This window comes from Tsuneonella suprasediminis (genome assembly GCF_003605755.1).
GTDB classification, from domain to species: domain Bacteria; phylum Pseudomonadota; class Alphaproteobacteria; order Sphingomonadales; family Sphingomonadaceae; genus Tsuneonella; species Tsuneonella suprasediminis.
This window is the reverse complement of the sequence record NZ_RAHJ01000020.1, coordinates 1-22,806: the sequence shown is the minus strand read 5'-3', so window position 1 is coordinate 22,806 and position 22,806 is coordinate 1. Positions and strand designations below refer to the sequence as shown.

Genomic DNA, 22,806 nt, shown 5'->3' with positions numbered 1-22,806 from the left:
GCGCGGATTGCATAGCGGTGCGATTCGCGCGCGCGGATGGTCGCCGCCCCTAATCTCAGTCGGGGCGGTGTGTTGCTGCACCCACGCATCCACCTGTTCGTCATTGCGAACGCAGTGAAGCAATTCACGGTGCGACAGTCCCGCCCGTCGCAGCGATTGTGGCAGAGGCAACCGGCGGCCCGTGGATTGCCACGTCGCTGCGCTCCTCGCAATGACGAGGGTGGGGACGGGGAGTGGAGTCCTGATCCTGCCCATGCCGTGCGGCGCTCCCTTTCCCCACCGTCACCCTGGCCTCGGAGCCGGGGTCCAGCTTCTTCGTGCACCGCACTGGAAGGTAAAGCGGGGCCCCGGATCAGGTCCGGGGCGACGTTGCACGGCGATGCGGGCGGGGCGCGTTCTGCGCCGCGGGCCGATCTGCCGGGCCTGATCCATCCTCTGCATGCACACCTTTTAACGCGCCGCCTGCGCCATCCACCTGTTCGTCATTGCGAATGCAGTGAAGTAAGCAATGGTGGGACAGTCTCGCCCGTCGTAGCGATTGTGGCAGAGGCAACCGGCGGCCCGTGGATTGCCATGTCGCTGCGCTCCTCGCAATGACGAGGGTGGGGACGGGGAGTGGAGTCCTGATCCTGCCCATGTCCCGCCATGCTCCCTTTCCCCACCGTCACCCCGGCCTCCGAGCCGGGGTCCAGCTTCTTCGCGCACCGCGCTGGAAGGAAAAGCGGGGTCCCGGATCAGGTCCGGGGCGACGTTGCACGGCGATGCGGGCGGGGTGCGTTCTGCGCCGCGGGCCGATCAGCCGGTGCTGCGCGGCCTACCGAACCACTAACGCGCGGCGCGTTCCAGCACTTCTTCTCTGATCCGCTGCACCAATCCGCGATTGGCTTTCAGGCGACCTTCTTCCTCGTCAAGAATGGCCAGAAAGGCGCGGGTTTTGAATGTGGCGCAGTCGCCATCGGCAAATCCGTCGACTGTCGAACAGACCAGATCGATCATCCGTTCGGCCCCGTGCAGGCGCCCCCACAGGTAATCGTTTTCGCGGTATGCGCGGGAGAAAAACGCGCCGAAATTATAGAACTCGGTCCCGCGCAAAGTCGCCCGTGTTCCGCCGGAGCGGATCGAGCGGGCGTCGTCCGGGCTGATCCGGTCGACTTTCACAGCATCGAATTCCGTCAGCCCCTCGTTACGCAAAAGGTGCAGCGTCGCCACGTCGTAGAACGGGAAGCCGAGGTAAGCGAGCAGGATGCGCCGCCGTAGCTCCTTGGGCATCGCATCCAGCGCGGCGCAGAGCATTTCTTCTGCCTTAACATCGGTTTCCGGCAAGAGCCGCTGCGCTGCCAACGCATCGATCACAGCGCCCGGTTCCTGCATCACATTGGCCGCGAGCGCCGCGAAATCGCCGCCGAGCGGGGCCATGTCTTCGCGCGCAAAATAAAGCGCGAGGATTTCGTAGATCGCTTCCCGCGCAGATTGCAGCGCATCGTCCGGCATATCGGGGTCGGCTTCCCATTCCCGCGAAAGGCGGCGGGCGAGCAGGCGCAGGCGGCGCACACGGAAGGCGAGGTCGTGCGCGCGGAAGAACGTGATCGCTTCGGGCGTGGCACCCCCGACGGGGTAGGACAGGGTGCCCAGACCGCGGGCCATGAATTCATCGCGCAGCCGGGCAATCACCGGTTCCGGCCCCGGCAGCTTCAGCGACGGAGCGGCATCGTACACCATGTGCCCCAGCGTCTCGATAATTCCCGACCGTTTCGCCTGAGCATAAGAGCTGAAGGCATAACCCGCCTGTTCGGCAGCGGCCTGCTGCGCCCTGGCCCGCCATGCGGCGAGGCGTTTGGGGGTCGGGCGGCTGAAGAACAGGGTTTTGCCGAACAGTTTTTCAACTGCCGCCTCCACTTCGGGGCGCAGGCCGGAGATAATCCGGCGGATACGCAGCGCTTCGCGCGATTGTTCCTCGATCGCTTCCAGATTGTCGCGGATCGGCTGTTCGCGCGGGATAGTCGACAGCGAACCGAAAATCGCCCCGAAGAAGCCGACCGGGCGGTCGATCCGCTCTTCCAGCGATCCAAACCGGTCGGGGCGCGGATCGACATAGACAAAGCGGCGGTCCACCTCGCGCTGCGCGGGGCGAGCGGGCAGCGCGTCTATCGCCCCTTTGAACGGTGCGTTGACCAGCACCGATCCATCGATCAGCGAGACATGCTCGCTATTCCCCTGTCGCACATGGATCGGCATGATCCGTTCGAGAAAAGCATCGCGGCCGCGCCATTCCTGCCCGGTGCGTTTCGCCAGTTCGTCGATTTCCTCCAGCCGCAATGGAGGGAACGCGCCGGGGAAACTGGCGGTCGCCCGCGCGGCCAGCGTCAGTTCCAGCGGATCGGCCAGCGAGTGCCCGGCATCGCCCGGCGTTCGGACGCGGAAAGAGATCGGCATGCGATGCTCGCTCTCTTCCACAACCGGCGGGCTGTGCAGGCGCAGCAGCGAGAGATAGCCGCGAAAATCGGTCGCGGTCACCATCAGATCGATCGGATGGCCACGCGGCAATAATGGCTCTTCCGCCGGGGCCGCCGCCATCGCGGATAGCGCATCGCGCAGCAGTTGAGAGAAACCGATCCCCGAAAACGGCGGTTCGAACCAGCGACCGCGGATCAGGCGCGAGACTTTGCGCCGCACTTCGGTGCGGGTTTCGGGCGCGACGCTTTCGGACACGGCGTTGCCGGGGCGGCTGAGCACCCAGCGCACGAATGGCTGCGCCCAGAATTTGGCGAAGCGCCAGCCCGGCAATGCTTCCGGTGCGACGAGTTTATCGACGTCCGCCGTTTCCAGCCACAGCTCGGTCAGCGGTTCGAGGCTCTGCCCGGAATGGATCGCCTGCGCCAGAAACACCGCGTTGATTCCGCCCGCGCTCGCTCCGGTGAGGATGTCGGGCAGCACCCGCAGGCGTTGCTCGTGCTGTTGCTCGACAGCGGTCAGCAGGTCGCGATAGACCGCCTGCACCCCGTCGGTATCCTTGCCGCCAAGGAACGCCCGGCTTGCGCGGGCGAGGTGCCAGATCTCTTTCGTAACGCCGTGCATGTACACCGCCAGGCTGACCCCGCCATAGCAGACTAATGCAATTCTGAGTTCCTTGTGGTGCATCGGGGCGATTGTGGCGGGCAAATGCGCCCAAGGCAATTGCGTTCCACAAATGTTCTGTTTATGCGCGCGCTATGGCGAAAGTGAAAAAGCGCTACGTGTGTCAGGCCTGCGGCTCTGTCAGTCATCGCTGGCAGGGGCAGTGCCCCGATTGTGCCGAGTGGAATACACTGGCGGAAGACGTGCCCGCGACGGTGTTTTCGCAGAAGCACGATCTGTCGAGCGGCGGCCGGGCGGTGGTGTTCGAAGCACTCGATGCGCCGTCCGAACCATTGGTGCGCCGACCGACCGGGCTGGCCGAATTCGACCGCGCGCTGGGTGGCGGGCTGGTGCCGGGTTCGGCGGTGCTGATGGGCGGCGATCCGGGGATCGGCAAATCCACGCTGCTGCTGCAAACAGCCGCCACTGTCGCGCGCAGCGGCGCGCAAGCGGTCTATGTCAGCGGGGAAGAGGCCGCGGGGCAAGTGCGGATGCGGGCTGCGCGGCTGGGCCTGTCGGATGCGCCGATCCGGCTGGCGGCGGCGACTTCGGTGCGCGATATCCTCACTACGCTGGGGCAGGGTGAACCGCCCGCCCTACTGGTGATCGATTCGATCCAGACGATGCATTCGGACACGATTGAAGGCGCGCCGGGCACAGTCAGTCAGGTGCGCGGTTGTGCGTTCGAACTGATCCGTTATGCCAAGGAAAACGGCGTTGCGCTGGTGCTGGTCGGCCATGTGACCAAGGATGGTACGATTGCCGGGCCGCGTGTGTTGGAACACATGGTCGATGTGGTGATGAGCTTCGAAGGAGAGCGCAGCCATCAGTATCGTATCCTGCGCGCGCTCAAAAACCGCTTTGGCGCAGTGGACGAAATCGGCGTGTTCGCGATGGCGGGCGACGGGCTGGAAGAAGTCGCCAACCCGTCGATGCTGTTCCTGTCCGGGCGGGAGGAGCCGCTGGCCGGCAGCGCGGTGTTCCCCGCGCTGGAAGGGACGCGGCCCGTGCTGGTGGAAATTCAGGCGCTGATCGTGCGGTTGCAGTCGGGCGCCACTCCGCGCCGTGCGGTGGTGGGGTGGGATAGCGGCAGGCTGGCGATGTTGCTAGCAGTGCTCGAATCGCGCTGCGGGCTGAATTTCAGCTCTGCCGAAGTCTATCTGAACGTGGCAGGTGGCTATCGTCTGTCCGATCCGGCGGCGGATCTGGCGGTTGCCGCTGCGCTGGTATCGGCGCTGGCCGATAAGCCATTGGCGCGGCAGGCGGTGTGGTTTGGCGAAGTATCGCTGGCGGGCGAAGTGCGGCCGGTGGCCCATGCCGGGCTGCGGCTGCGCGAATCTGCCAAGCTGGGATTTTCGCTGGGCTGCGGACCGGGCGAAGTGGAACCCGATTCAGCCGCGCTTAAGTATCGGGGGATAAAGCAGTTATCAAACCTCGTTGACCGGGTTATGGAATAAGCTTTACCAGAACTTCGATCGCATGACCGGTTTTGATATCATTGTCCTCATCGTCGTCGGCGTGGCGGCTGTCGGAGGTTTCCTGCGCGGTTTCGTGCAGGAAGTTCTGTCGCTGGTATCGTGGGGACTGGCGATTGTTGCGATCAACACTCTGCACACCCCGGTGTACGAATTCCTCCTCCCCTATGTTAAAACTACAACCGGCGCGGCCACGCTCGCTTTCGCGCTGCTGTTGCTGATCCCTTATGCCGCGATGAAGCTGATCGCGGGCCGGATGGGTGAATCGAGCCGTTCTTCGTTCCTCGGCCCGATCGACCGGGTGCTGGGATTTGGCTTCGGCGCGATCAAGGGCGGGATCGTGGTGACATGCGCCTTTGCATTGCTGGTGCTGGGTTACGATACCGTGTGGGGCGTGGCAGGCAGGCCCGACTGGATCACCCAGGCGCGCACCTATCCATTGGTGAATTCGAGCGCCGATGCTCTGGTGAAACTGATTTCCGAACGGCGTGAAGCGCTCGCCACAACCGATGCCGACCTGCAAACCAATGCTGGCGAGCAGTGACGGCGCGGGGCGGCGGGGCGCTCTATACCCCTGATCTGTTGGCTTTGGCGGTATCGCTGGCGGGGTATCCGCTGCTCACCGATCTGCCGCTGTCTGGCGAGGCGCGCTCGCGCACCTGCGGCAGCACACTGTCTGTGGGTCTGGCCTGCGATTCGGCGGGGCGGATCGAACGGCTGGGCCTGCGCGTGGCCGCGTGCGCAGTGGGGCAGGCATCGGCAGCCCTGTTCGCGCGTGCGGCGGTCGGCAGCGATGCGTCGCATATCGCCGCGACTCTGGCGGAGTTCGAACGGTGGCTGGCGGACGAAGGGCCGTTGCCCGACTGGCCCGAACTGGCCATTCTGGAGCCCGCCCGCGCCTATCCGGGGCGGCATGGCGCGATCCTGTTGCCGTGGATCGCCGCGCACGACGCGCTTTCCAAGCTTCCTGCCCGCAGCTAAACCATCCCTCTGCTTCAGAGGGGGAGCCACAACGGAAATGAGCGACAGCGCAACAGCGAACGTTCACGATCACGAACCGAGCGCCAAGGAAATTCGGCTGGTTATCGCCGCTTCATCGGCGGGGACAGTGTTCGAATGGTATGATTTCTTCATTTACGGGACTTTGGCCGCGCTGATCGGCAAGGCGTTTTTTCCGTCTGGCAACGAAACGCTGCAATTGCTGCTGGTATGGGCCGGGTTTGCAGTTGGCTTCGGCTTTCGCCCGCTGGGCGCGATCCTGTTCGGCTTTCTGGGGGACAGGCTGGGGCGCAAATATACGTTTCTGGTCACTGTCACGCTGATGGGGATCGCCACCGCGGGGGTCGGGCTGGTGCCCAATGCGGAAACGATCGGGCTGATCGCCCCGGCGATCGTGATCCTGTTCCGTATACTGCAAGGGCTGGCGCTGGGCGGCGAATACGGCGGTGCGGCGATCTATGTGGCCGAACACGCGCCACCGGAAAAACGCGGCTATTACACCAGCTTCATTCAGGCGAGCGTTGTTGGCGGGTTCGTGCTTTCGATCATTGTCGTGATCGTCTGCCGCTGGGCGATTCCGCCAGAGGAATTCGCAGCGTGGGGTTGGCGTGTACCGTTCCTGCTGTCGCTGATCCTGCTGGGCATTTCGCTGTGGATGCGCCTGAAACTGAGCGAAAGCCCGGTGTTCCGCGCGATGAAGGAAGCGGGCGAAACCGCAGGCAATCCCTTTGTCGAAAGCTTCACGTATCCGGGCAACAAGAAACGGATTTTCGTTGCGCTGTTCGGCATCACCGGGGTGCTGACGACGATATGGTACACCGCGTTCTTTTCCGGCCTGTCGTTCCTGCGCGGGCCGATGCGGGTGGATGAACAGGTCGTCGAAATCGTGATGCTGATCGCCGGGGCAATTTCGATGGGGTTCTACCTGCTGGTCGGCAAATGGTCCGATAAAGTGGGCCGGAAGAAGCCGATAATTATCGGCGCTGCGCTGTCGCTGGTGCTGCTGTTCCCGATTTTCTGGGGGATCGGCGCGCTGGCCAATCCGGGATTGAGTAAAGCTGCGGAAGAGGCACCGGTGATCGTATCGGGTGCCGATTGCAGCTACGATCCGTTCGCGGATGTTCAGACCACGCGATGCGGGCGACTGTTGCAGGATCTGACAACGCTGGGCGTGCCTTACGATATCGTGGGCACCCCGGCGGGGTTCGATCCGTCTCAGGCGCAAGGCCGTCTCGACCTGACGATGCAGGTTGGTTTTACGCTCTATCCGCTGGGTGACGGGAGTAAGCAGATCGACTGGAACGATCCCGCCGCGCACAAGGCGGCAGTCAGGCAAGCGCTGGAAGAAAACGGCTACGATTTTTCGACGCAGTTTCCGCCATTCGCGCGGCTTGCCGGGATCGTGGCGCTGATCTGCGGGCTGGGGATGCTGTCTGCGCTGACATACGGATCGGTGGCGGCCCTGCTGGCGGAAATGTTCCCGCCGCAAATCCGCTACAGCTCGATGTCGATCCCCTATCACATCGGGGCGGGTTATCTCGGCGGGTTTCTGCCGCTGATCGCCAGTTATATCGTGGCCACCACCGGCAATGCTTATGCCGGGCTGTGGTACACATGGGCAGTCGTCGCATTCGGCTTGATCGTGGCGTGGTGGGGGCTCAGGGGTGGGCCACCGACGGACTTTGAGTCGTCGGACCATGATCTGCCCGTTTCTGCGAGTAATCCGTGATACCACTTCCGCCGCCTGCCTTGCGGCTGCGTCTCGATAAAGAAGCTCTGGCCGCCAACTGGCGCACGCTCGACCGGCTGTCGGGCGCGGCGCAGGCAGGGGCAGCGGTGAAGGCCGATGCCTATGGTCTGGGCGTGGCGCATGTCGCGCCGGCGCTGGCGGCGGCGGGGGCGCGCGATTTCTTTGTCGCGCACTGGAGCGAAGTGCCCGATCTGATCGCGCATGTTCCGTCTGCTCAGGTCGCGGTGCTGCACGGGCCGATGAACGATGCCGATTGCGCGTTCGCCCGCGCCACGGGGGTCCGGCCGGTGCTCAACAGCATCGATCAGGTCGCCCGCTGGCGCGAAAGCGGTGGCGGGGCGTGCGATGTGATGGTCGATACCGGGATCAACCGGCTCGGCCTGTCTATGGCATCGCTGGGCGATCCGGCGCTGGCCGGGCTGGAGATAGAGACATTGCTCTCGCATCTGGCCAAGGCGGACGAGGATAGCGCGTTTAACGAAGTGCAGCTCACCCGGTTCAGGGCCGCGTGTGACCAGACACCGGCCAGACGGCGGAGCCTCGCGGCCAGCGCCGGGATCGCGCTGGGCAGCGACTATGCGTTCGACCTGACGCGGCCTGGCCTTGCGCTCTATGGCGGGGTGCCGCATCCGGCATTGGTCGATGCGATCCGCCCGGTTGCCTATCCCGAAGCGGAAGTGTTGCAGACCCGCGAGATCGCGGCGGGCGAAGGTGTGGGGTACAACCACGCATTCGTGGCCGACAGGGCGATGCGGGTCGGTGTCGTCTCGCTCGGTTATGCTGACGGGTTTCTGCGCTGCTGGGGCGGGCGCGCGGTGCTGCGGCATAGCGATGCCAAACTGCCGATGCTGGGCAAAGTATCGATGGATATGATCGTGGTCGATCTGACCGCCGCGCCCGATGTCCGCGCGGGGGATTGGGTTGCTGTGCCGTATGACCTGCCGCAAGCGTCGCAGGCGACCGGCCTGACGCAATACGAGCTGCTCACCACGCTCGGCCGTCGTTTCCAGCGCTGAATGTTTCCAACACTTTGCCGCGCACAACAGCGTGCAGCATTTGTTGCGCTGCACATGCTGCAAATGCTAATAAGAGGTTTGGACGAGAGCAGGAGAGTGAGTCGCGCATGACCAAAAACAGCAGCGACGATGGAATGGTCGTCATCAAGAAATACGCCAACCGGCGGCTCTATAACACGGCGTCTTCCAGCTATATCACTCTCGACGATCTCTCGCAGATGACGCGTGAAGGTATCGATTTCAAAGTGTTGGATGCCAAATCGGGCGAAGACATTACCCATTCGATTCTGACGCAGATCATTATGGAAGAAGAATCGAACCGTAACGAGCAGTTATTGCCGGTCAGTTTCCTGCGCCAGCTGATCGCGATGTACGGCAATTCGATGCAGACCATGATGCCCAGCTACCTCGAAGCGATGATGGCCAATTTCAGCGAAAATCAGGCCAAGTTTCAGGAAGCGTTCGCGCAGAAGACTGGCGAAAACCCGCTGGCCAAGCTGGCCGAAACCAACATGGCGATGATGCGCGCCGCGACCGAGGCGTTCATCCCCAAGACTGCGCCCGCCAAACCCGCCGCTGAAGAGGGCGAAGCGAAGACGGGTGACGAACTGTCCGAACTGCGCGCTCAGATGGCGGCGATGCAAAAGAAGCTCGATCAGCTGGGCAACTGATCGACAGGGGCGGGGCGTTCGCACAACTCGCCTCTGGACCCATGCCCCTTCGCCCGGCTAGGGCGGCGCCTCCTGAAAACAGACGAAAAGACCAGCCAAGTGTCCCAGATTCGCCATGCCCTGTCGGTCAAACGGTCCGATGATTTTGCTCAGTGGTATCAGGAGGTTATCTCCGCCGCCGACCTTGCGGAAGAATCCGGTGTGCGCGGCTGCATGGTTATCAAGCCGTGGGGATTCGGCATCTGGGAGCGGATTCAGCGCCTGATGGACGACCGGATCAAGGCCGCCGGGGTGCAGAACTGCTATTTCCCAATCTTCATCCCGCTGGCGAACTTCACCCGCGAGGCCGAGCATGTCGAGGGTTTTGCCAAGGAAATGGCGGTGGTCACGCACCATCGCCTGATTTCCGACGGCAAGGGCGGCCTGATCCCCGATCCCGCTGCCAAGCTGGAAGAGCCGCTGGTGGTGCGCCCCACTTCCGAAACGATTATCGGCGATGCGATGGCGCGCTGGATCCAGAGCTGGCGCGATCTGCCGCTGCTCACCAACCAGTGGGCCAATGTCGTGCGCTGGGAGATGCGTACCCGCATGTTCCTGCGTACCAGCGAGTTCCTGTGGCAGGAGGGACATACCGCGCACGAGAACCGCGAGGATGCGCGGGCCGAAACGCTCCGCGCGCTGGAGATGTATCGCGCCTGTGTAGAGGATGATCTCGCCATGCCGGTGGTCGCCGGTGAGAAGCCTGAGAACGAGCGGTTCCCCGGTGCGGTCGAGACATGGTCGATCGAGGCGATGATGCAGGATGGCAAGGCGCTGCAGGCGGGCACCAGCCATTATCTCGGCACCAATTTTGCCGATGCTGCGGGTATCAAGTATCAGGACCGCGAAGGCAAAGAGGCTTTGTGCCACACCACCAGCTGGGGCGTTTCCACGCGGCTCGTCGGCGGTGTCATCATGACGCATGGTGACGACGATGGCCTGCGCGTGCCGCCCAAAATCGCGCCGCACCAGATCGTGATCCTGCCGATGCTGCGCGACAAGCCTGAGGACGAGCCGCTGCTGGCCTATTGCGAGGAAGTGCGCGCCGCGCTGGCCGGGCTGTCGGCATTGGGCGAGCCGGTGCGCGTGCTGCTCGACAAGCGTCCGGGCAAGGCAGCGGCGAAACGTTGGGACTGGGTGCGCAAGGGCGCGCCGGTGATTATCGAGGTCGGCTCACGCGACATGGAAGGCGGCAAGCTCGCTGTGCTGCGTCGCGATGCGATCTGGAACATGGAAACCGGCAAAAGCGCCTTTACTTACCCGCAGCGGGAAGACTTCATCGCCGGGGCGGCAGACCTGCTGGCAGAGATTCAGCAGGTGCTCTATTCCGAAGCTGCCGCGCGGCGCGATGCCAACATTACCCGCGGCGTGAGCACGATGGACGAAGTCGCCGCGCACTTTGCCGAGGGTCAGAAGAACCCCGGCTGGGTCGAAGTGCAATGGTCGAAACCGACCGGGGCCGCGCTGGACGCCGTGGTCGAACGGCTCAAGACGCTCAAGCTGACATTCCGCAATGTCCCTATCGATGCGCCGCCCGCAAACGGCACCTGCATCTTTACAGGCGAGCCGGCGACAGAGCGGGTGCTGGTGGCGCGCGCATATTGAATTATAGTTCGCTATAGTGAATTATAAAGAACTATAATCGGGTCGTTTGAGGGGGAATAAACGATGTTGGAAGCGATCAAGTATAACCTGTCGCATCTGAGCGATTTTGGGGGGCGACAGGCGCGGCCGCCGTTCTGGTATTGGGTGCTGGCGGTGGCCGTACTGAATATCGTTGCGACGATCGTGATCAGCATCCCAATGGCGATGACTGCTGTCGATGCGGCAATTCAGACCGGGCCGGGAGGCGATCAGGCCGCAATCGAAGCGGCGGTCGCGCAAGGTATGTCGGGGCAAGTGGGCATGTTGGTGTGGAGTTCGGTCGCAATCAGCGCGCTGAACGCGATCCTGCTCGGCGCGGCATTTGTCCGTCGTTTGCACGACACCGGCCTGTCGGGCTGGTTTGTATTGTTGCCGCTGGGCTGCCTGCTGGCCAGTGCCGTGATTGCAGTGACCAGTATTCCCGAAACCGTCGCGGCAATGACGCAGGCGGTGACTGCGTCATCGGCAGATGCGCTGGAACAGACGCCGCAATCGGGTGCCTTGCAAAGCCTGCTTGGCTGGATGCCGCTGGTTCTGCTGATCGGCTTCGGGGTGCGTAAGTCGCAGCCCGAAACCAACCGCTGGGGCGAACCGCCCGCAGCCTGACCCTTGCCAGCGGTGGGGTCTTGCGCGACAAGTCCTCTATGAAAACAACTCGCTGGACCGCGTCTGCCGCGCTGATCGCCTCCTGTTTCACCGCCGGGCCGCTGGCCGCGCAGGATGTGGCATCGGCGGGGGCGGAGCCTGAGGCGCAGGTGTCGGAACAGCAACTGCGCTCCACCGTAGAAACGCTGGTCAGCTTCGGCACGCGCCACACGCTGTCATCGCAAACCGATCCCCGGCGCGGGATCGGTGCGGCACTCAACTGGGGCGCGGCTGAGTTCGAACGCTATTCGAAAGCCTGCGGTGGTTGCCTGACTGTGGTGATGCCTGAAACCACAGTGCAGGGACCGCGCGTGCCTGAACCGACCCGGCTGCGTGATGTGATTGCTATCCAGCGCGGTAGCGAACGGCCCAACGAAGTGGTAATCGTTCAGGGGCATATCGATAGCCGGGTGTCCGACGTGATGGACTTTATCAGCGATGCCCCCGGCGCAAACGACGATGGCAGCGGCACCGCGCTGGCGCTGGAGGCGGCGCGAGTGCTGTCGCGGCACAGATATCCCACCACTATCGTCTATGCTCTGCTGTCGGGGGAAGAGCAGGGGCTGCTGGGCGGCAAGCTGCTGGCCGATTACGCCGCGAAGCAGGGGTGGACGGTCAAGGCCGTGCTCAACAACGACATCGTGGGCAATTCGTGCGGGTCCGATGGGTTCTGCGATTCGGCGCATGTCCGGGTTTTTTCCGAAGGGCCGCGCGCCGATCTGGATGACAGGGCGCGCGCGGCACAGCGGCGCGACGGGGGCGAGAACGACAGCCCCAGCCGCAATATCTCGCGCTGGCTGGCCGATCTGGCGGCGAGCGATGGCGATGGCTTTGCAGTGCGGCAGGTCTGGCGCACAGACCGCATGGGGCGGGGCGGCGATCAAATTCCGTTCCTCGAACACGGATTCCCCGCGGTCCGGTTCTCCGTCTCGGTCGAGAATTACGACAGGCAGCATCAGGATCTGCGAACAGAAAATGGCACCGTTTACGGCGACACGATCGATGCGATGGATTTCCCCTATCTCGCTAATGTCACCCGGCTGAACGTGCGCGCTCTCGACCGGCTTGCCCGCGCCCCAATGCCGCCCAGCCCGGTGGCGAAGGCCGCTGTGCAGACTTTCACTACAATAAAGTGGGATGCTGTGCCGGGTGCGGCAGCCTATTCGATATGGCGCCGCCGGTCCGATCAGCCCGCTTGGGAAGCAAAGCCGGTCATCGCCAATGTCGTGGCCACCAGTGCGAAACTGGAAGGGGTGCGCGGCGACGACTGGATTTTCGGTGTCAGCTCCGTCGCGGACGATGGCAACGAAAGTCCGGTCGCCAGCGCGGTGCCCGGCGGTGGGTATCACCCGCTGGCAGGGGATGACGCGGAGTAACGAATGGCGTAGGCGGCTGAAATGGCCCGTACTCCCAAACCCAGCACTCCGAAATCCAGCTCTCCTAAATCGCGCCCGTCTTCCCGCCCTCAGCCGGGAATGCCCACGCGCGCGCAAGTGATCGAATTCATCCAGACCTCGCCCACCCCGGCGGGCAAGCGTGAAATCGCCAAGGCGTTCGGGCTGAAGGGACAGGAGAAAATCGCACTCAAGAAACTGCTGAAAGATATGGCCGAAGAAGGGCTGATCGACGGCAAGAAGACCGCCTATCACCGGATGGGCGGAGTGCCCAAAGTGACTGTGCTGCGGGTGCTGGAAATCGAAGATGGCGAAGCTTTCGCGATCCCCGATACGTGGAGCCCCGACGATGCCAGCCCGCCGCCGCGCCTGCGCGTGGTGGAGGCGAAGGGAAAGAAAGTGCGGCAGGCCGCGTTGAAAGTGGGCGACCGCATCCTTGCCCGCACCGAGGAAACCGGGCGCGGGTGGACCGCGCATCCGATGAAGAAGCTGCCCGCGCGCACCGATGGTCTGATGGGCGTAGTCGAAATCGACAAGAGCGGTAAAGGCTGGCTCGCCCCGGTGGACAAGCGGGTGCGCAATTCGTCTCCCATTGCCGATCTGGGCGGAGCGGAGGCCGGGCAACTGGTGATTGCCGAACCGGCGGGGCGCTCTCCGCGCGCCGGGGTGAAAGTGGTGGAAGTGCTGGGCGACCCGCTGGCGCCCAAAGCGTTCAGCCTGATCGCCATCGCCAAGCACGGCATCCCGCATATCTTTCCCGAAGATGTTCTGGCCGAAGGTGAACTGGCGGCAAAGCTGCCACTGTCGCACGACAATCGCGAGGATTTGCGCGATCTGCCGATTGTCGCCATCGACCCCGCCGACGCGCGCGACCATGACGATGCGATCTGGGCCGAACCCGATGGCGAAGGCGGCTATCGCGCAGTGATCGCTATTGCCGATGTCAGCTTCTATGTCCGCCCCGGCAGCAAGCTCGACCGCGAAGCGCGCAAGCGGGGCAACTCGGTCTATTTCCCCGACCGGGTGGTGCCGATGCTGCCCGAAGTGCTCAGCGCCGATGTCTGCTCTTTGAAAGAGGGGGAAGATCGCGCCGCGATGGCGTGCCACATCCGCATTTCGCCGCAAGGCAAAGTGACCAAGTGGCGCTTTACCCGCGCGGTGGTCCGCATCGCGCACAATATCGCTTACGAAGATGCACAGGCGAACATCGACGCGGGCGAGGCCCCCGAATGGCTGGCAAACCTGTGGGGCGCGTGGAAACTGCTGGCCGATGCGCGGACGGCGCGCGATCCGCTCGATCTCGACCTGCCCGAACGGCGTGTGGTGCTCGACGAAGCGGGCAAGATCGCGGAAATTGTTATGCGCGAACGGCTCGACGCGCACCGGGTAGTCGAAGATTTCATGATCGCGGCCAATGTCGCGGCGGCCAAGGCGCTGGAAAGCAAGACCGCGCCAGTGGTCTATCGCATTCACGAACCGCCCAGCCGGGAGAAGCTGATCGCTCTGCGCGATTATATGAAGACGTTCGGCCACAATCTTGCGCTGGGGCAAGTCATCACCCCCAGCCTGTTCAACCGCATGTTGAAAGACGTGGGGGACGACAACGAGAAAGCGCAAGTGATGGAGGCGGTGCTCCGCAGCCAGACGCAGGCGTACTATGGTCCTGCCAATGCTGGGCATTTCGGATTGGCGCTCGGCTCTTACGCGCATTTCACCTCACCGATCCGCCGTTATGCGGACTTGCTGGTGCACCGTGCGCTGGTCGATGCGTTCCATCTGGAACAGCCCGCACCCAAGGGGGTGCTGCCGCCGACCTCTGGCCTGTCGGACCGCGACCGGGAAAATCTGTCGAAAGTGTCCGATGCGATCAGTCAGGCCGAACGCCGCGCGATGGAGGCGGAGCGGGAGACGATCGACCGCTATGTCGCCGCGTGGCTGTCAGGTCGGGTGGGCGAGGTGTTCGATACCCGGATCACCGGGGTACAGGGCTTCGGCTTCTTCGCTACGATTGTCGGGCTGGGGGGCGACGGGCTGGTGCCTGTATCCACGCTCGGCGGCGAATACTTCGCCTATGACGAGGCATCGCAGACGCTGACCGGCGGCGACAGCGGAACGAAATACGCGCCGGGGGACAAGCTGAAACTGCGTCTGGCAGAGGCCAACGCGCTGACCGGGGCGCTAAAGTTCGAACTGCCCGACAGCGAAGGCCGCATCGAACCGCGTGGCGGGCGACCCGATCCGAAACGAGCGGGGAAACCGCGCGGCAAACATATGCAGGGGCAGCCCGGGCGGCCGAAGAATATCCGCCATCAGGGGCGCAAGCGGTAACGGGCTCTCGCTCTCACCTTCGTCATTTCGAGGAGCGGAGTGGCGCGGCAATCCAGGGCACGCCGTTGGGTTTATCGCAACCGGTGTAAATGGCGGGACCGTCACACGATGGATTGCTTCACTGCGTTCGCAATGACGAGGTTGGGGAGTGGGGTCCGGTATCCTCTAGCCCTCGTCATTGTGAGGGGCGCAGCGACGCGCCTCTCGTCGGCCGCCCACCGCCGCCCATTCGCCCGAACCCGCTACGCCAGCCGGTCGATATCCTCTTCCGTGAAGATGCCCGGCACCAGATAGACCGGGCAGGGCAGGGCGCCCGCATGGCCGCTGAAATAGCTGACCAGCGGCCCCGGCCCGCCTTCCGCCGCGGTGCCCAGCACCAGCGCGGCCACCTCCGGGTGTTCTTCCAGATATTTGCGGATCACTTTCTGCGGATCGCCGCTGCGGACGAGGATCGTGGGCATCTTGCCGCTTTCGGCAAAGATACTGCCTGCCGCGCTGTTGGCGATCACTTCGGCGCGGTCAATCGCTTCCTGTTCGATAGTGGCCTGAACGCCGCCGAACGCATTGAAGTTTTCCCGCGGCACGATTGCCAGAATGTGGACACTGCCGCCCGTCTTCATCGCCCGGCGCGAGGCAAAACGCAGCGCCTTTTCCGCTTCGGGCGTTTCGTCCATGATAACGAGATATACGCGCATCGATGCTCCTTCTCTGGCGTGCAGGTATCTGCCGAAATCGTATTCAGGGCAAGAACCTTGCCCCAAACGGCGCGTTGGGCCAAAGCGACGTAACGTAAACCGCATACCAAAGCGAAGGACTGCCAATCCCTATGCCGACGCCGATCAAGATGCCCGCCCTTTCCCCCACGATGGAGGAAGGCACGCTCGCCAAATGGCTGGTGAAAGAAGGCGACACCGTTTCCGCTGGCGATATCATGGCCGAAATCGAAACCGACAAGGCGACGATGGAATTCGAAGCGGTTGACGAAGGTACGATTGCAAAGATCGAAATTCCCGAAGGCAGTGAAGGCGTTAAGGTCGGCACAGTGATCGCCCTGCTGGCAGGCGATGGCGAGGATGCAGGCGAAGTCGCCGCCTCTGCCGCCCCGAAGGAAGAAGCAGCCGCCGCTCCAGCGAAGGAAGCGCCGAAGAAATCCGAATCGGCCTCCGCGACACAGGGCGAAGCTGCGGTTCCCGCCGCGCGTACCGCGCCCAAGGCCGATGGCGATCGCATTATCGCCTCGCCGCTCGCCAAACGCATCGCGGAACAGAAGGGTATCGACCTGTCCGCTGTCACCGGCTCCGGCCCCAACGGCCGTATCGTGAAGGCGGACGTGGAAGCGGCCAGCCCCGGCACCGCGGCTAAGGCAGATGCAGCGAGTGCGCCCTCGCAAGCCGCCGCATCGGCTCCCGCACCGACCGCGACCGCTGCATCGGTGCCCGATTTCGGCATTCCTTACGAAGCCGAAAAGCTCAACAATGTCCGCAAGGTTATCGCGCGCCGCCTGACCGAAGCGAAGCAGACGATCCCGCATATCTATCTAACGGTCGATGTCCGGCTCGATGCGCTGCTCAAGCTGCGCGGCGAACTCAACGCCGCGCTCGAACCGCAAGGGGTGAAGCTGTCGGTCAACGACTTGCTGATCAAGGCGCTGGCCAGGGCGCTGGTGCAGGTGCCGAAATGCAATGTCAGCTTCGCGGGTGACGAACTGCGGAAATTCAGCCGCGCCGATATCTCGGTCGCAGTCGCTGCGCCCAGCGGGCTGATTACGCCTATCGTCACCGATGCCGGTGCCAAATCGATCAGCGCGATCAGCACAGAGATGAAGGAACTGGCGGGCAAGGCGCGCGACGGGAAGCTGCAGCCGCACGAATATCAGGGCGGCACCGCCAGCCTTTCGAACCTTGGCATGTTCGGCATCAAGCAGTTCGATGCTGTCATCAATCCGCCGCAGGGCATGATTCTGGCTGTTGGCGCCGGGGAAAAACGCCCGTGGGTGATCGACGATGCACTGGGTGTGGCCACTGTGATGAGCGCCACGGGCAGCTTCGACCACCGCGCCATCGATGGCGCAGATGGGGCCGATCTGATGAAAGTGTTCAAGGAATTGTGCGAGGCGCCGCTGGGGCTGGTGGCATGATCTATCGGACAGCGGCAGTGGTGGCGGGCGCGCTGCTGATTGCCGCCTGTGCCGATAACACGACTGCCGACAATGCGGCAGCGGGCGATAATGCCTCCGCTGCCCCGGCATCGACCGCGCCCGTTGCGACACCCGCCGACACGGCAACGCTTGCCGCGGGAGAGCCGGTTCAGGCGGCGATTTACGGCCAGTGGCAAGTCACGCAGGCTCGCCTGACCGATCCATCGGGCAGAGTGCAGGCGTATGGCGATGCACAACTGGCAGCGCTGAAAGGGCTATGGCTGAGCATCGGCCGCAATTCGGCCAAATGGAGCGGCTCTGCGATCGCTGGCGATCCTGCTGCCTATTCGTCATTTATTTCCGCCTGCGCTAATCCCGCGCCGCGCGAGAGCGGCAGCGCAGGCGGGGTCGAGCTGACTTGCGCCGACGGTCAGCGGTTCGGTCCGCCCGATGCGGATGGAGAGCCGACCTTGCAGCTCGAAGGCGACGATAACCTGACTGTGCGCTGGTTCGACGGTGTAACGCTGGAATTGCGGCGCGCTTCATGAGCGAGATACGCGATCCCCTCATCCGCGTCACGGCGATGCCGACCGATACCAACCCGTATGACGGGGTGTTCGGCGGCTGGCTGATGAGCCAGATGGCATTGGGCGCAGGCGCGCTGGCGAGCCGGGTGGGGAAGGGCAAGGCCGTGGTCGTGTCCGCCACCGATTTCGCGTTTCCCGGCGCGATGGCGGTGGGGGATGAACTGAGCATCTATTGCGATATCGTCGCCACCGGGAATACTTCGCTGACGATAGCCGCCGAAGGCATCGCCCGCGAACGCAATGGCGAAGCGACCACCAAAGTGTGCAGCGGGACATTCAAATTCGTGCTGCTCGATGACAACAACCGCCCCCGGGCGGTGGGCGAAGCGGCGCTGTGACCGAGGCGCTGCATCCCCCTCTCCCCAACCCCTCTCCCGCAAGGGGAGAAGGGCTTAAAGATGGACCAACCTCCTCTCCCCTTGCGGGAGAGGAAGGGGCCCGCACGCATCAGCGTGTGGGAAGGAGAGGGGGAAGGCGAGACCTTCTCCCTCTGGCGAAACGTATGCGGCGAGCGCCAACCGATGCAGAGCGGCGTTTATGGTCGATGCTGCGCGGCAAACGCATAGCTGGATGGAAATTCAGACGGCAGGAGCAGATCGGCGACTATATCGTTGATTTTGTATGTTTTCAGGCGCGATTGATTGTCGAGGTCGATGGCAGCCAGCACGCCGAAAATGCTGACGATATGACGCGCGATGCCTGGCTGGAAATGCAGGGTTTCCGCGTAATACGCTTCTGGAACAACGATGTGCTTACGAATGCTGATGGAGTTGCGGCCGCCATTCTTGTCGCGCTCGAAGTCTCCGGCGCTCACGGCCATGATGCGGCAGGCGGTGCGCCATGATCGCTTTCCTACAGCCCGCTGGCGGTGGCATTCTGCCCGCGATGCGGACAACGGCACTTCTTTCGGCGGCTTCCGACAGGGCGGGCAAGACGTGCAGGGCGGCTTGGCAAAAGTCACACCTGGCGGCGGATCGCGGCCCGGCAAAGTCCACACTCGCGCGCTCCAAAACGGGCGATTTACGGATAGGGGCGGGCAAAAGTCACACTTTTCAAAAATGCATCGAGCGTCACCCGGATGTGTTGCTTTCGATGCGTCGAAATCAGGAAACAGGCAGGAATTGAATGGCTGACCAATATGACGTGATCGTGCTCGGCTCCGGCCCCGGCGGCTATGTCGCGGCGATCCGCTGCGCGCAACTGGGGCTGAAAACGGCGATTGTGGAGCGGGAAAACCTCGGCGGTATCTGCCTCAACTGGGGCTGCATCCCGACCAAGGCGCTGCTGCGTTCGGCGGAGATCCTCCACTATGCCCAGCACGCCAAGGACTATGGCCTGAAGATCGCCGGTGCGATCGAGGCAGATCTGGAGGCCGTGGTGAAGCGTTCGCGCGGGGTTGCCAAACAGCTCAATCAGGGTGTGACCCACCTGATGAAGAAGAACAAGATTACCGTCCACATGGGCGAAGGCACTCTGACTGGCCCCACCAGCCTGACCGTGAAGAGCGATAAGGGCGAAGAAAAGCTGACCGCCAAACACGTGATCGTCGCCACCGGTGCCCGTGCGCGCGATCTGCCGTTTGCCAAGGCCGATGGCGAGCGGGTGTGGACCTACCGCCACGCGATGACGCCGAAGGAAATGCCGGGCAAGCTGCTGGTGATCGGCAGTGGGGCGATCGGCATCGAATTCGCCAGCTTCTACAACGATATGGGCGCGGAAGTGACAGTCGTTGAAATGCTCGACCGGATCGTGCCGGTGGAAGATGCCGACGTGTCCGCTTTCCTCGAAAAGAGCCTGACCAAGCAAGGCATCAAGGTGATGACCGGCGCCGGTGTCGAAGCGCTCGACGTGGGCAAGGCCGGAGTGAAAGCGAAGATCAAGGGCAAGGATGGCAAGGTCGTGGATGGCGAGTTCAGCCACGTGATCGTCGCCATCGGCATCGTGCCCAATACCGAGAATGTCGGGCTGGAGAAGCTGGTCGAACTTGACCGCGGGTTCATCCAGATCGATCCCTATGGTCGCACGAAGTCAAAGGGCCTGTGGGCTATTGGCGATTGCACGCCCGGCCCCTGGCTGGCGCACAAGGCCAGCCACGAAGGGGTGACCACCGCCGAAGCGATTGCGAAGGAACTGGGCAACAAGGATGTCCACCCGCACCCGCTCGACCGGAACAACATCCCCGGCTGCACCTATTGCCACCCGCAGATCGCCAGCGTCGGCATGACCGAAGCAAAGGCGAAAGAGGCGGGGTATCAGGTCAAAGTCGGCATGTTCCCGTTCATCGGCAACGGCAAGGCCATCGCGCTGGGTGAAGCCGAGGGCTTCACCAAGACGGTGTTCGATGCGAAGACCGGCGAACTGCTGGGCGCGCATATGGTGGGCGCGGAAGTGACTGAGATGATCCAGGGCTATGTCGTTGGCAAGACGCTGGAAACGACCGAAGCGGAACTGATGCAGACCATCTTCCCGCACCCGACGATCAGCGAATCGATGCACGAAAGCGTACTGGCCGCATACGGACGTGCGCTGCACATCTGACCACCTGCGTGGGGCGGCGGGGTGGTGGCGGCGAAGTGGCGGCAGGGCGCCCCGCCGCTGCGCCACCTGCCGCGCAAAATCTGGGGAGAGAGGGCGGTTTCAGTTATTTTAGTATACCAATGCAATAATGCCAGTTGCGACTGTCACCCCAGCTAACTGAAATGATCGCTGTGGTTTCCATGACATGAGCAAGGTCAGCGCAAGGGCAGACAGGCAGATCTGCCCCAGCCAAAGTGCTTCCCAAGGCAAAGCCGAGGCCGTGCCATGCGATGATGGCGGATACTCCCAACACCAGCCAACCCGACCAACGAGCCATCCTTTCGGAAGGCAGGTGGGCAAGGCCCAAGGGCCGACGATGCTTCGGCATGGACAATGCCAACAGCGTCAATGCGCAATATCCGATCAGTCCGGCTTCAAGCGTCATCTGATGCTCTCTCCGTGGGTCACTCAGACGAACGCCAAATACGCCAGGCCGTAAAGCTGAGGAGCCCGGCGATGGCAAGCAGCGCGCAATCGAACGAGGCGAACAACCAATCCCCGCTGGACAAACTCTGGATCAGTCCTCTGTCCGTCATCACAATGCTGACAAGCGGCGCCGCTGCGAACAGGAACGCGGCAATAGCAAGGGTCTCGATCCACGCTCGGCGCACGGGCCTCGCAAGCGTGGCTATTGCCAGCCCGAACCAGACCCAGAACATTGTGTCGACCTCCAGACCTGCCCGGTTCGGTATCTCCGTCGGGATCAGACGGTTCGCGAGAAGGTAGGCCGCCATGCCGGCGGGGAGGCACGCGACAGCGCCGATATTCAGCCGCTCGACAAGCCACAGACCCCAGCTGGACCGGCTACTACGTTTGACTGTCCAGAGAGACAGGCCGGTGGCGACCATGGCACTTCCGGTCAGGCCCAGAACGAAGAACGTCCATCGCATGAGCGGGTCGGCAAATGCGCCCAGATGAAGCCCCAGCAAAACCCCGGCTGTCGTGGCTGCGGCTCCGGGCGAGGGCGATTGCGACAGCTTGTCTCCGCTCGCGCCGGAATAGGTTATGGATGTCCCAAGGGCATTGAGCCGGTTGGTCCGGGCGCGTGTCAGCATGACGGTTGCGGCAGCGTCACAGGGGTGGCGAATGACAAGAGTACGGGGCGGGGTGCCCGCCCATTGCCGGGTAGCGGCGTCAACCATCGGGTCAATCGGCGCGAGCACTATGGGGCGGCCTGAGGCTTCGCTGGTTGGCAGAGCGCCATAGGCATCCTCCTCGAAGGCGGCCGACTGTCCGTAGTTCGCGAGAATTGGCCAAGGCATGTACATCACAGCCAGCGTGATCAGCCCGGTATAGGTGATCATCGCGTGATAGGGCAGAGCCACAACAGCCGTCACATTATGCGCGTCGAGCCAGCTGCGCTGCCCCTTGCCCCAGCGCAGAGTGAAAAAGTCCGAAAAGATAGGCGCGCAAACTGGCCTTGCCTTCGATGATGGGAGATCCCGTCAGTTCCGCGGCCAATGGGCTGATGAAGCGCGCGTCTTCGGCAAAGTGCGCCAGAATGGCGTCGAGATCGCGCGCGTTCCAGTTGGCAATCCAGTTCGCCGCGAACATCTCCATGGCGGCTGCGCGTGATTGTCCACAAGGACATCGTGCTGCGGCCATGGGCAGGCGCTCGCTAGACAAGGAGAGCCGCGATGCTCAAGCTCGCCAATGGATCGCGCATGTGCCGGCGTTCAAGACCTATGCGCGCAGTGGCCGGGTCAGGGTGCGGTTTCTCACCCACGATCAGGCCGCCGAGCTCATGGGTCGGCTTCCTGAACACCAGCGCGAGGTGGTGCTGTTCGCATTGTCGACCGGCCTGCGTCAGGGCAACATACTCCATCTGCGATGGGATCAGGTCGATATGACCCGGCGCATCGTCACGATCGGATATGGCGAGACCAAGAACGGGGAGGCGCTCGGCGTGCCCCTGAACGAGGCGGCTCTTGGCGTATTACGGCGGCAGAAGGGCAAGCATCCGGTTCATGTGTTCACATTTCGGGGCAAGCGCCTTGCCAATGCGAATACGCGGACCTGGCGTGCGGCATTGAAGGCCTGCGGGATCGAGGATTTTCGCTGGCACGATCTGCGGCACACCTGGGCGACCTGGCTCCGGCAGAATGACGTGCCCACCTGGGTGCTTCAGGAACTGGGGGGATGGAAATCGGAATCGATGGTGCGGCGTTATGCGCACATGTCGGTGAAGCATCTCCAGCCTTATGCCGACCAGCTGATTGTACCGGGCACAGACCCGCTGATTAATCCGGTCACAGACACGAAAAAGTCTAACTGCCCGGAAAAGCTGGAAAGCTCAGGTCACAAAAATGGTCACAGTGAGAGCCGCCCGCGGCTCAAGCTTGTCGCCGGCCTCGACGTAAACTCTTGATTGTCAAGGAAGAAAAATGGTGGACGCACTAGGGCTCGAACCTAGGACCCGCTGATTAAGAG

General features: G+C 63.1%; 21 protein-coding genes. 16 read left to right on the top strand and 5 right to left on the bottom strand.

From position 1 onward, the window contains the following. Positions 1-825 precede the first annotated feature (825 nt). The gene (locus tag D6858_RS12080) at positions 826-3,138 is read right to left on the bottom strand and encodes a patatin-like protein (RefSeq protein ID WP_120110838.1); all 2,313 of its coding nucleotides are present in this window, start codon (positions 3,136-3,138) and stop codon (positions 826-828) included. 71 nt (positions 3,139-3,209) lie between these two features. Between D6858_RS12080 and radA the strand changes: the two genes are divergently transcribed. The 10 genes from radA to rnr all read left to right on the top strand — a co-directional run bounded on the left by radA (position 3,210) and on the right by rnr (position 15,075). Further along, the gene (gene radA, locus D6858_RS12075; RefSeq protein ID WP_120111243.1) at positions 3,210-4,571 is read left to right on the top strand and encodes a DNA repair protein RadA; all 1,362 of its coding nucleotides are present in this window, start codon (positions 3,210-3,212) and stop codon (positions 4,569-4,571) included. 22 nt (positions 4,572-4,593) lie between these two features. Further along, on the top strand, positions 4,594-5,133 hold the full coding sequence (locus tag D6858_RS12070; RefSeq protein ID WP_120110834.1) for a CvpA family protein: 540 nt from the start codon (positions 4,594-4,596) through the stop codon (positions 5,131-5,133). Beyond that, a complete protein-coding gene (locus D6858_RS12065; RefSeq protein WP_205664940.1) occupies positions 5,130-5,570 on the top strand; it encodes an iron-sulfur cluster assembly scaffold protein in 441 nt (146 codons plus the stop codon). Before D6858_RS12070 ends, D6858_RS12065 begins: the two co-directional genes overlap by 4 nt. Before the next feature lie 37 nt (positions 5,571-5,607). Beyond that, positions 5,608-7,317, top strand: coding sequence for an MFS transporter (locus D6858_RS12060; protein ID WP_120110831.1), 1,710 nt, complete (start codon positions 5,608-5,610; stop codon positions 7,315-7,317). After that, positions 7,314-8,354, top strand: a complete 1,041-nt coding sequence (gene alr / locus D6858_RS12055; RefSeq protein WP_120110828.1) for an alanine racemase — start codon at positions 7,314-7,316, stop codon at positions 8,352-8,354. Before D6858_RS12060 ends, alr begins: the two co-directional genes overlap by 4 nt. Before the next feature lie 107 nt (positions 8,355-8,461). Next, positions 8,462-9,025 (top strand): polyhydroxyalkanoate synthesis repressor PhaR, encoded by a 564-nt coding sequence (gene phaR, locus D6858_RS12050; protein WP_120110825.1) that lies wholly within the window; start codon positions 8,462-8,464, stop codon positions 9,023-9,025. A 99-nt stretch (positions 9,026-9,124) separates the two neighbouring features. After that, positions 9,125-10,669: an aminoacyl--tRNA ligase-related protein gene (locus D6858_RS12045; protein ID WP_120110822.1), complete on the top strand. Its 1,545-nt coding sequence runs from the start codon at positions 9,125-9,127 to the stop codon at positions 10,667-10,669. A gap of 63 nt (positions 10,670-10,732) precedes the next feature. Next, positions 10,733-11,314, top strand: a complete 582-nt coding sequence (locus D6858_RS12040; protein ID WP_120110820.1) for a DUF805 domain-containing protein — start codon at positions 10,733-10,735, stop codon at positions 11,312-11,314. Between the two features lie 38 nt (positions 11,315-11,352). After that, positions 11,353-12,729: a M28 family peptidase gene (locus tag D6858_RS12035; protein WP_120110818.1), complete on the top strand. Its 1,377-nt coding sequence runs from the start codon at positions 11,353-11,355 to the stop codon at positions 12,727-12,729. 21 nt (positions 12,730-12,750) lie between these two features. Further along, the gene (gene rnr / locus D6858_RS12030) at positions 12,751-15,075 is read left to right on the top strand and encodes a ribonuclease R (RefSeq protein ID WP_420823834.1); all 2,325 of its coding nucleotides are present in this window, start codon (positions 12,751-12,753) and stop codon (positions 15,073-15,075) included. A 242-nt stretch (positions 15,076-15,317) separates the two neighbouring features. On the opposite strand, the gene D6858_RS12025 is transcribed toward rnr, so the two are convergent. After that, positions 15,318-15,770 carry a universal stress protein gene (locus D6858_RS12025; protein ID WP_120110813.1) on the bottom strand — a complete coding sequence of 151 codons (453 nt, stop codon included), beginning with the start codon at positions 15,768-15,770 and terminating at the stop codon, positions 15,318-15,320. Positions 15,771-15,901: 131 nt separating this feature from the next. Between D6858_RS12025 and D6858_RS12020 the strand changes: the two genes are divergently transcribed. The 5 genes from D6858_RS12020 to lpdA all read left to right on the top strand — a co-directional run bounded on the left by D6858_RS12020 (position 15,902) and on the right by lpdA (position 20,337). Further along, the gene (locus tag D6858_RS12020; RefSeq protein ID WP_120110810.1) at positions 15,902-17,212 is read left to right on the top strand and encodes a pyruvate dehydrogenase complex dihydrolipoamide acetyltransferase; all 1,311 of its coding nucleotides are present in this window, start codon (positions 15,902-15,904) and stop codon (positions 17,210-17,212) included. Beyond that, the gene (locus D6858_RS12015; RefSeq protein WP_120110808.1) at positions 17,209-17,760 is read left to right on the top strand and encodes a hypothetical protein; all 552 of its coding nucleotides are present in this window, start codon (positions 17,209-17,211) and stop codon (positions 17,758-17,760) included. The genes D6858_RS12020 and D6858_RS12015 overlap by 4 nt, the downstream gene beginning before the upstream one ends. Then, positions 17,757-18,137 carry an acyl-CoA thioesterase gene (locus D6858_RS12010; RefSeq protein ID WP_120110805.1) on the top strand — a complete coding sequence of 127 codons (381 nt, stop codon included), beginning with the start codon at positions 17,757-17,759 and terminating at the stop codon, positions 18,135-18,137. The genes D6858_RS12015 and D6858_RS12010 overlap by 4 nt, the downstream gene beginning before the upstream one ends. A 164-nt stretch (positions 18,138-18,301) precedes the next feature. Further along, a complete protein-coding gene (locus tag D6858_RS12005) occupies positions 18,302-18,643 on the top strand; it encodes an endonuclease domain-containing protein (RefSeq protein ID WP_120110801.1) in 342 nt (113 codons plus the stop codon). 281 nt (positions 18,644-18,924) lie between these two features. After that, positions 18,925-20,337 (top strand): dihydrolipoyl dehydrogenase, encoded by a 1,413-nt coding sequence (gene lpdA, locus D6858_RS12000; RefSeq protein WP_120110798.1) that lies wholly within the window; start codon positions 18,925-18,927, stop codon positions 20,335-20,337. A 103-nt stretch (positions 20,338-20,440) separates the two neighbouring features. On the opposite strand, the gene D6858_RS11995 is transcribed toward lpdA, so the two are convergent. The 3 genes from D6858_RS11995 to D6858_RS11985 are packed head-to-tail and all read right to left on the bottom strand — an operon-like array spanning position 20,441 to position 21,936. Beyond that, on the bottom strand, positions 20,441-20,761 hold the full coding sequence (locus D6858_RS11995; RefSeq protein ID WP_120110796.1) for a DUF3325 family protein: 321 nt from the start codon (positions 20,759-20,761) through the stop codon (positions 20,441-20,443). 19 nt (positions 20,762-20,780) lie between these two features. Next, the gene (locus tag D6858_RS11990) at positions 20,781-21,758 is read right to left on the bottom strand and encodes a PepSY-associated TM helix domain-containing protein (protein WP_240623841.1); all 978 of its coding nucleotides are present in this window, start codon (positions 21,756-21,758) and stop codon (positions 20,781-20,783) included. Beyond that, positions 21,715-21,936 (bottom strand): nuclear transport factor 2 family protein, encoded by a 222-nt coding sequence (locus D6858_RS11985; protein WP_120111239.1) that lies wholly within the window; start codon positions 21,934-21,936, stop codon positions 21,715-21,717. Before D6858_RS11985 ends, D6858_RS11990 begins: the two co-directional genes overlap by 44 nt. Between D6858_RS11985 and D6858_RS11980 the strand changes: the two genes are divergently transcribed. Then, positions 21,935-22,744, top strand: a complete 810-nt coding sequence (locus D6858_RS11980) for a site-specific integrase (protein WP_165859702.1) — start codon at positions 21,935-21,937, stop codon at positions 22,742-22,744. The two genes, D6858_RS11985 and D6858_RS11980, sit on opposite strands and share 2 nt — an antisense overlap. Positions 22,745-22,806 lie beyond the last annotated feature (62 nt).

Excerpts from the sequence above, each read along its gene's own strand:
- D6858_RS12060 (WP_120110831.1), top strand. The coding sequence starts at position 5,608 with ATGAGCGACAGCGCAACAGCGAACGTTCACGATCACGAACCGAGCGCC.
- D6858_RS12010 (WP_120110805.1), top strand. The coding sequence starts at position 17,757 with ATGAGCGAGATACGCGATCCCCTCATCCGCGTCACGGCGATGCCGACC.
- D6858_RS11995 (WP_120110796.1), bottom strand. The coding sequence starts at position 20,761 with ATGACGCTTGAAGCCGGACTGATCGGATATTGCGCATTGACGCTGTTG.
- phaR (WP_120110825.1), top strand. The coding sequence starts at position 8,462 with ATGACCAAAAACAGCAGCGACGATGGAATGGTCGTCATCAAGAAATAC.
- radA (WP_120111243.1), top strand. The coding sequence starts at position 3,210 with ATGGCGAAAGTGAAAAAGCGCTACGTGTGTCAGGCCTGCGGCTCTGTC.
- D6858_RS11985 (WP_120111239.1), bottom strand. The coding sequence starts at position 21,936 with ATGGAGATGTTCGCGGCGAACTGGATTGCCAACTGGAACGCGCGCGAT.
- D6858_RS12020 (WP_120110810.1), top strand. The coding sequence starts at position 15,902 with ATGCCGACGCCGATCAAGATGCCCGCCCTTTCCCCCACGATGGAGGAA.
- D6858_RS12005 (WP_120110801.1), top strand. The coding sequence starts at position 18,302 with ATGCGGCGAGCGCCAACCGATGCAGAGCGGCGTTTATGGTCGATGCTG.
- D6858_RS12070 (WP_120110834.1), top strand. The coding sequence starts at position 4,594 with ATGACCGGTTTTGATATCATTGTCCTCATCGTCGTCGGCGTGGCGGCT.
- D6858_RS11980 (WP_165859702.1), top strand. The coding sequence starts at position 21,935 with ATGGCGGCTGCGCGTGATTGTCCACAAGGACATCGTGCTGCGGCCATG.
- D6858_RS12035 (WP_120110818.1), top strand. The coding sequence starts at position 11,353 with ATGAAAACAACTCGCTGGACCGCGTCTGCCGCGCTGATCGCCTCCTGT.
- D6858_RS12015 (WP_120110808.1), top strand. The coding sequence starts at position 17,209 with ATGATCTATCGGACAGCGGCAGTGGTGGCGGGCGCGCTGCTGATTGCC.
- D6858_RS12040 (WP_120110820.1), top strand. The coding sequence starts at position 10,733 with ATGTTGGAAGCGATCAAGTATAACCTGTCGCATCTGAGCGATTTTGGG.
- rnr (WP_420823834.1), top strand. The coding sequence starts at position 12,751 with ATGGCCCGTACTCCCAAACCCAGCACTCCGAAATCCAGCTCTCCTAAA.
- D6858_RS12025 (WP_120110813.1), bottom strand. The coding sequence starts at position 15,770 with ATGCGCGTATATCTCGTTATCATGGACGAAACGCCCGAAGCGGAAAAG.
- D6858_RS12080 (WP_120110838.1), bottom strand. The coding sequence starts at position 3,138 with ATGCACCACAAGGAACTCAGAATTGCATTAGTCTGCTATGGCGGGGTC.
- lpdA (WP_120110798.1), top strand. The coding sequence starts at position 18,925 with ATGGCTGACCAATATGACGTGATCGTGCTCGGCTCCGGCCCCGGCGGC.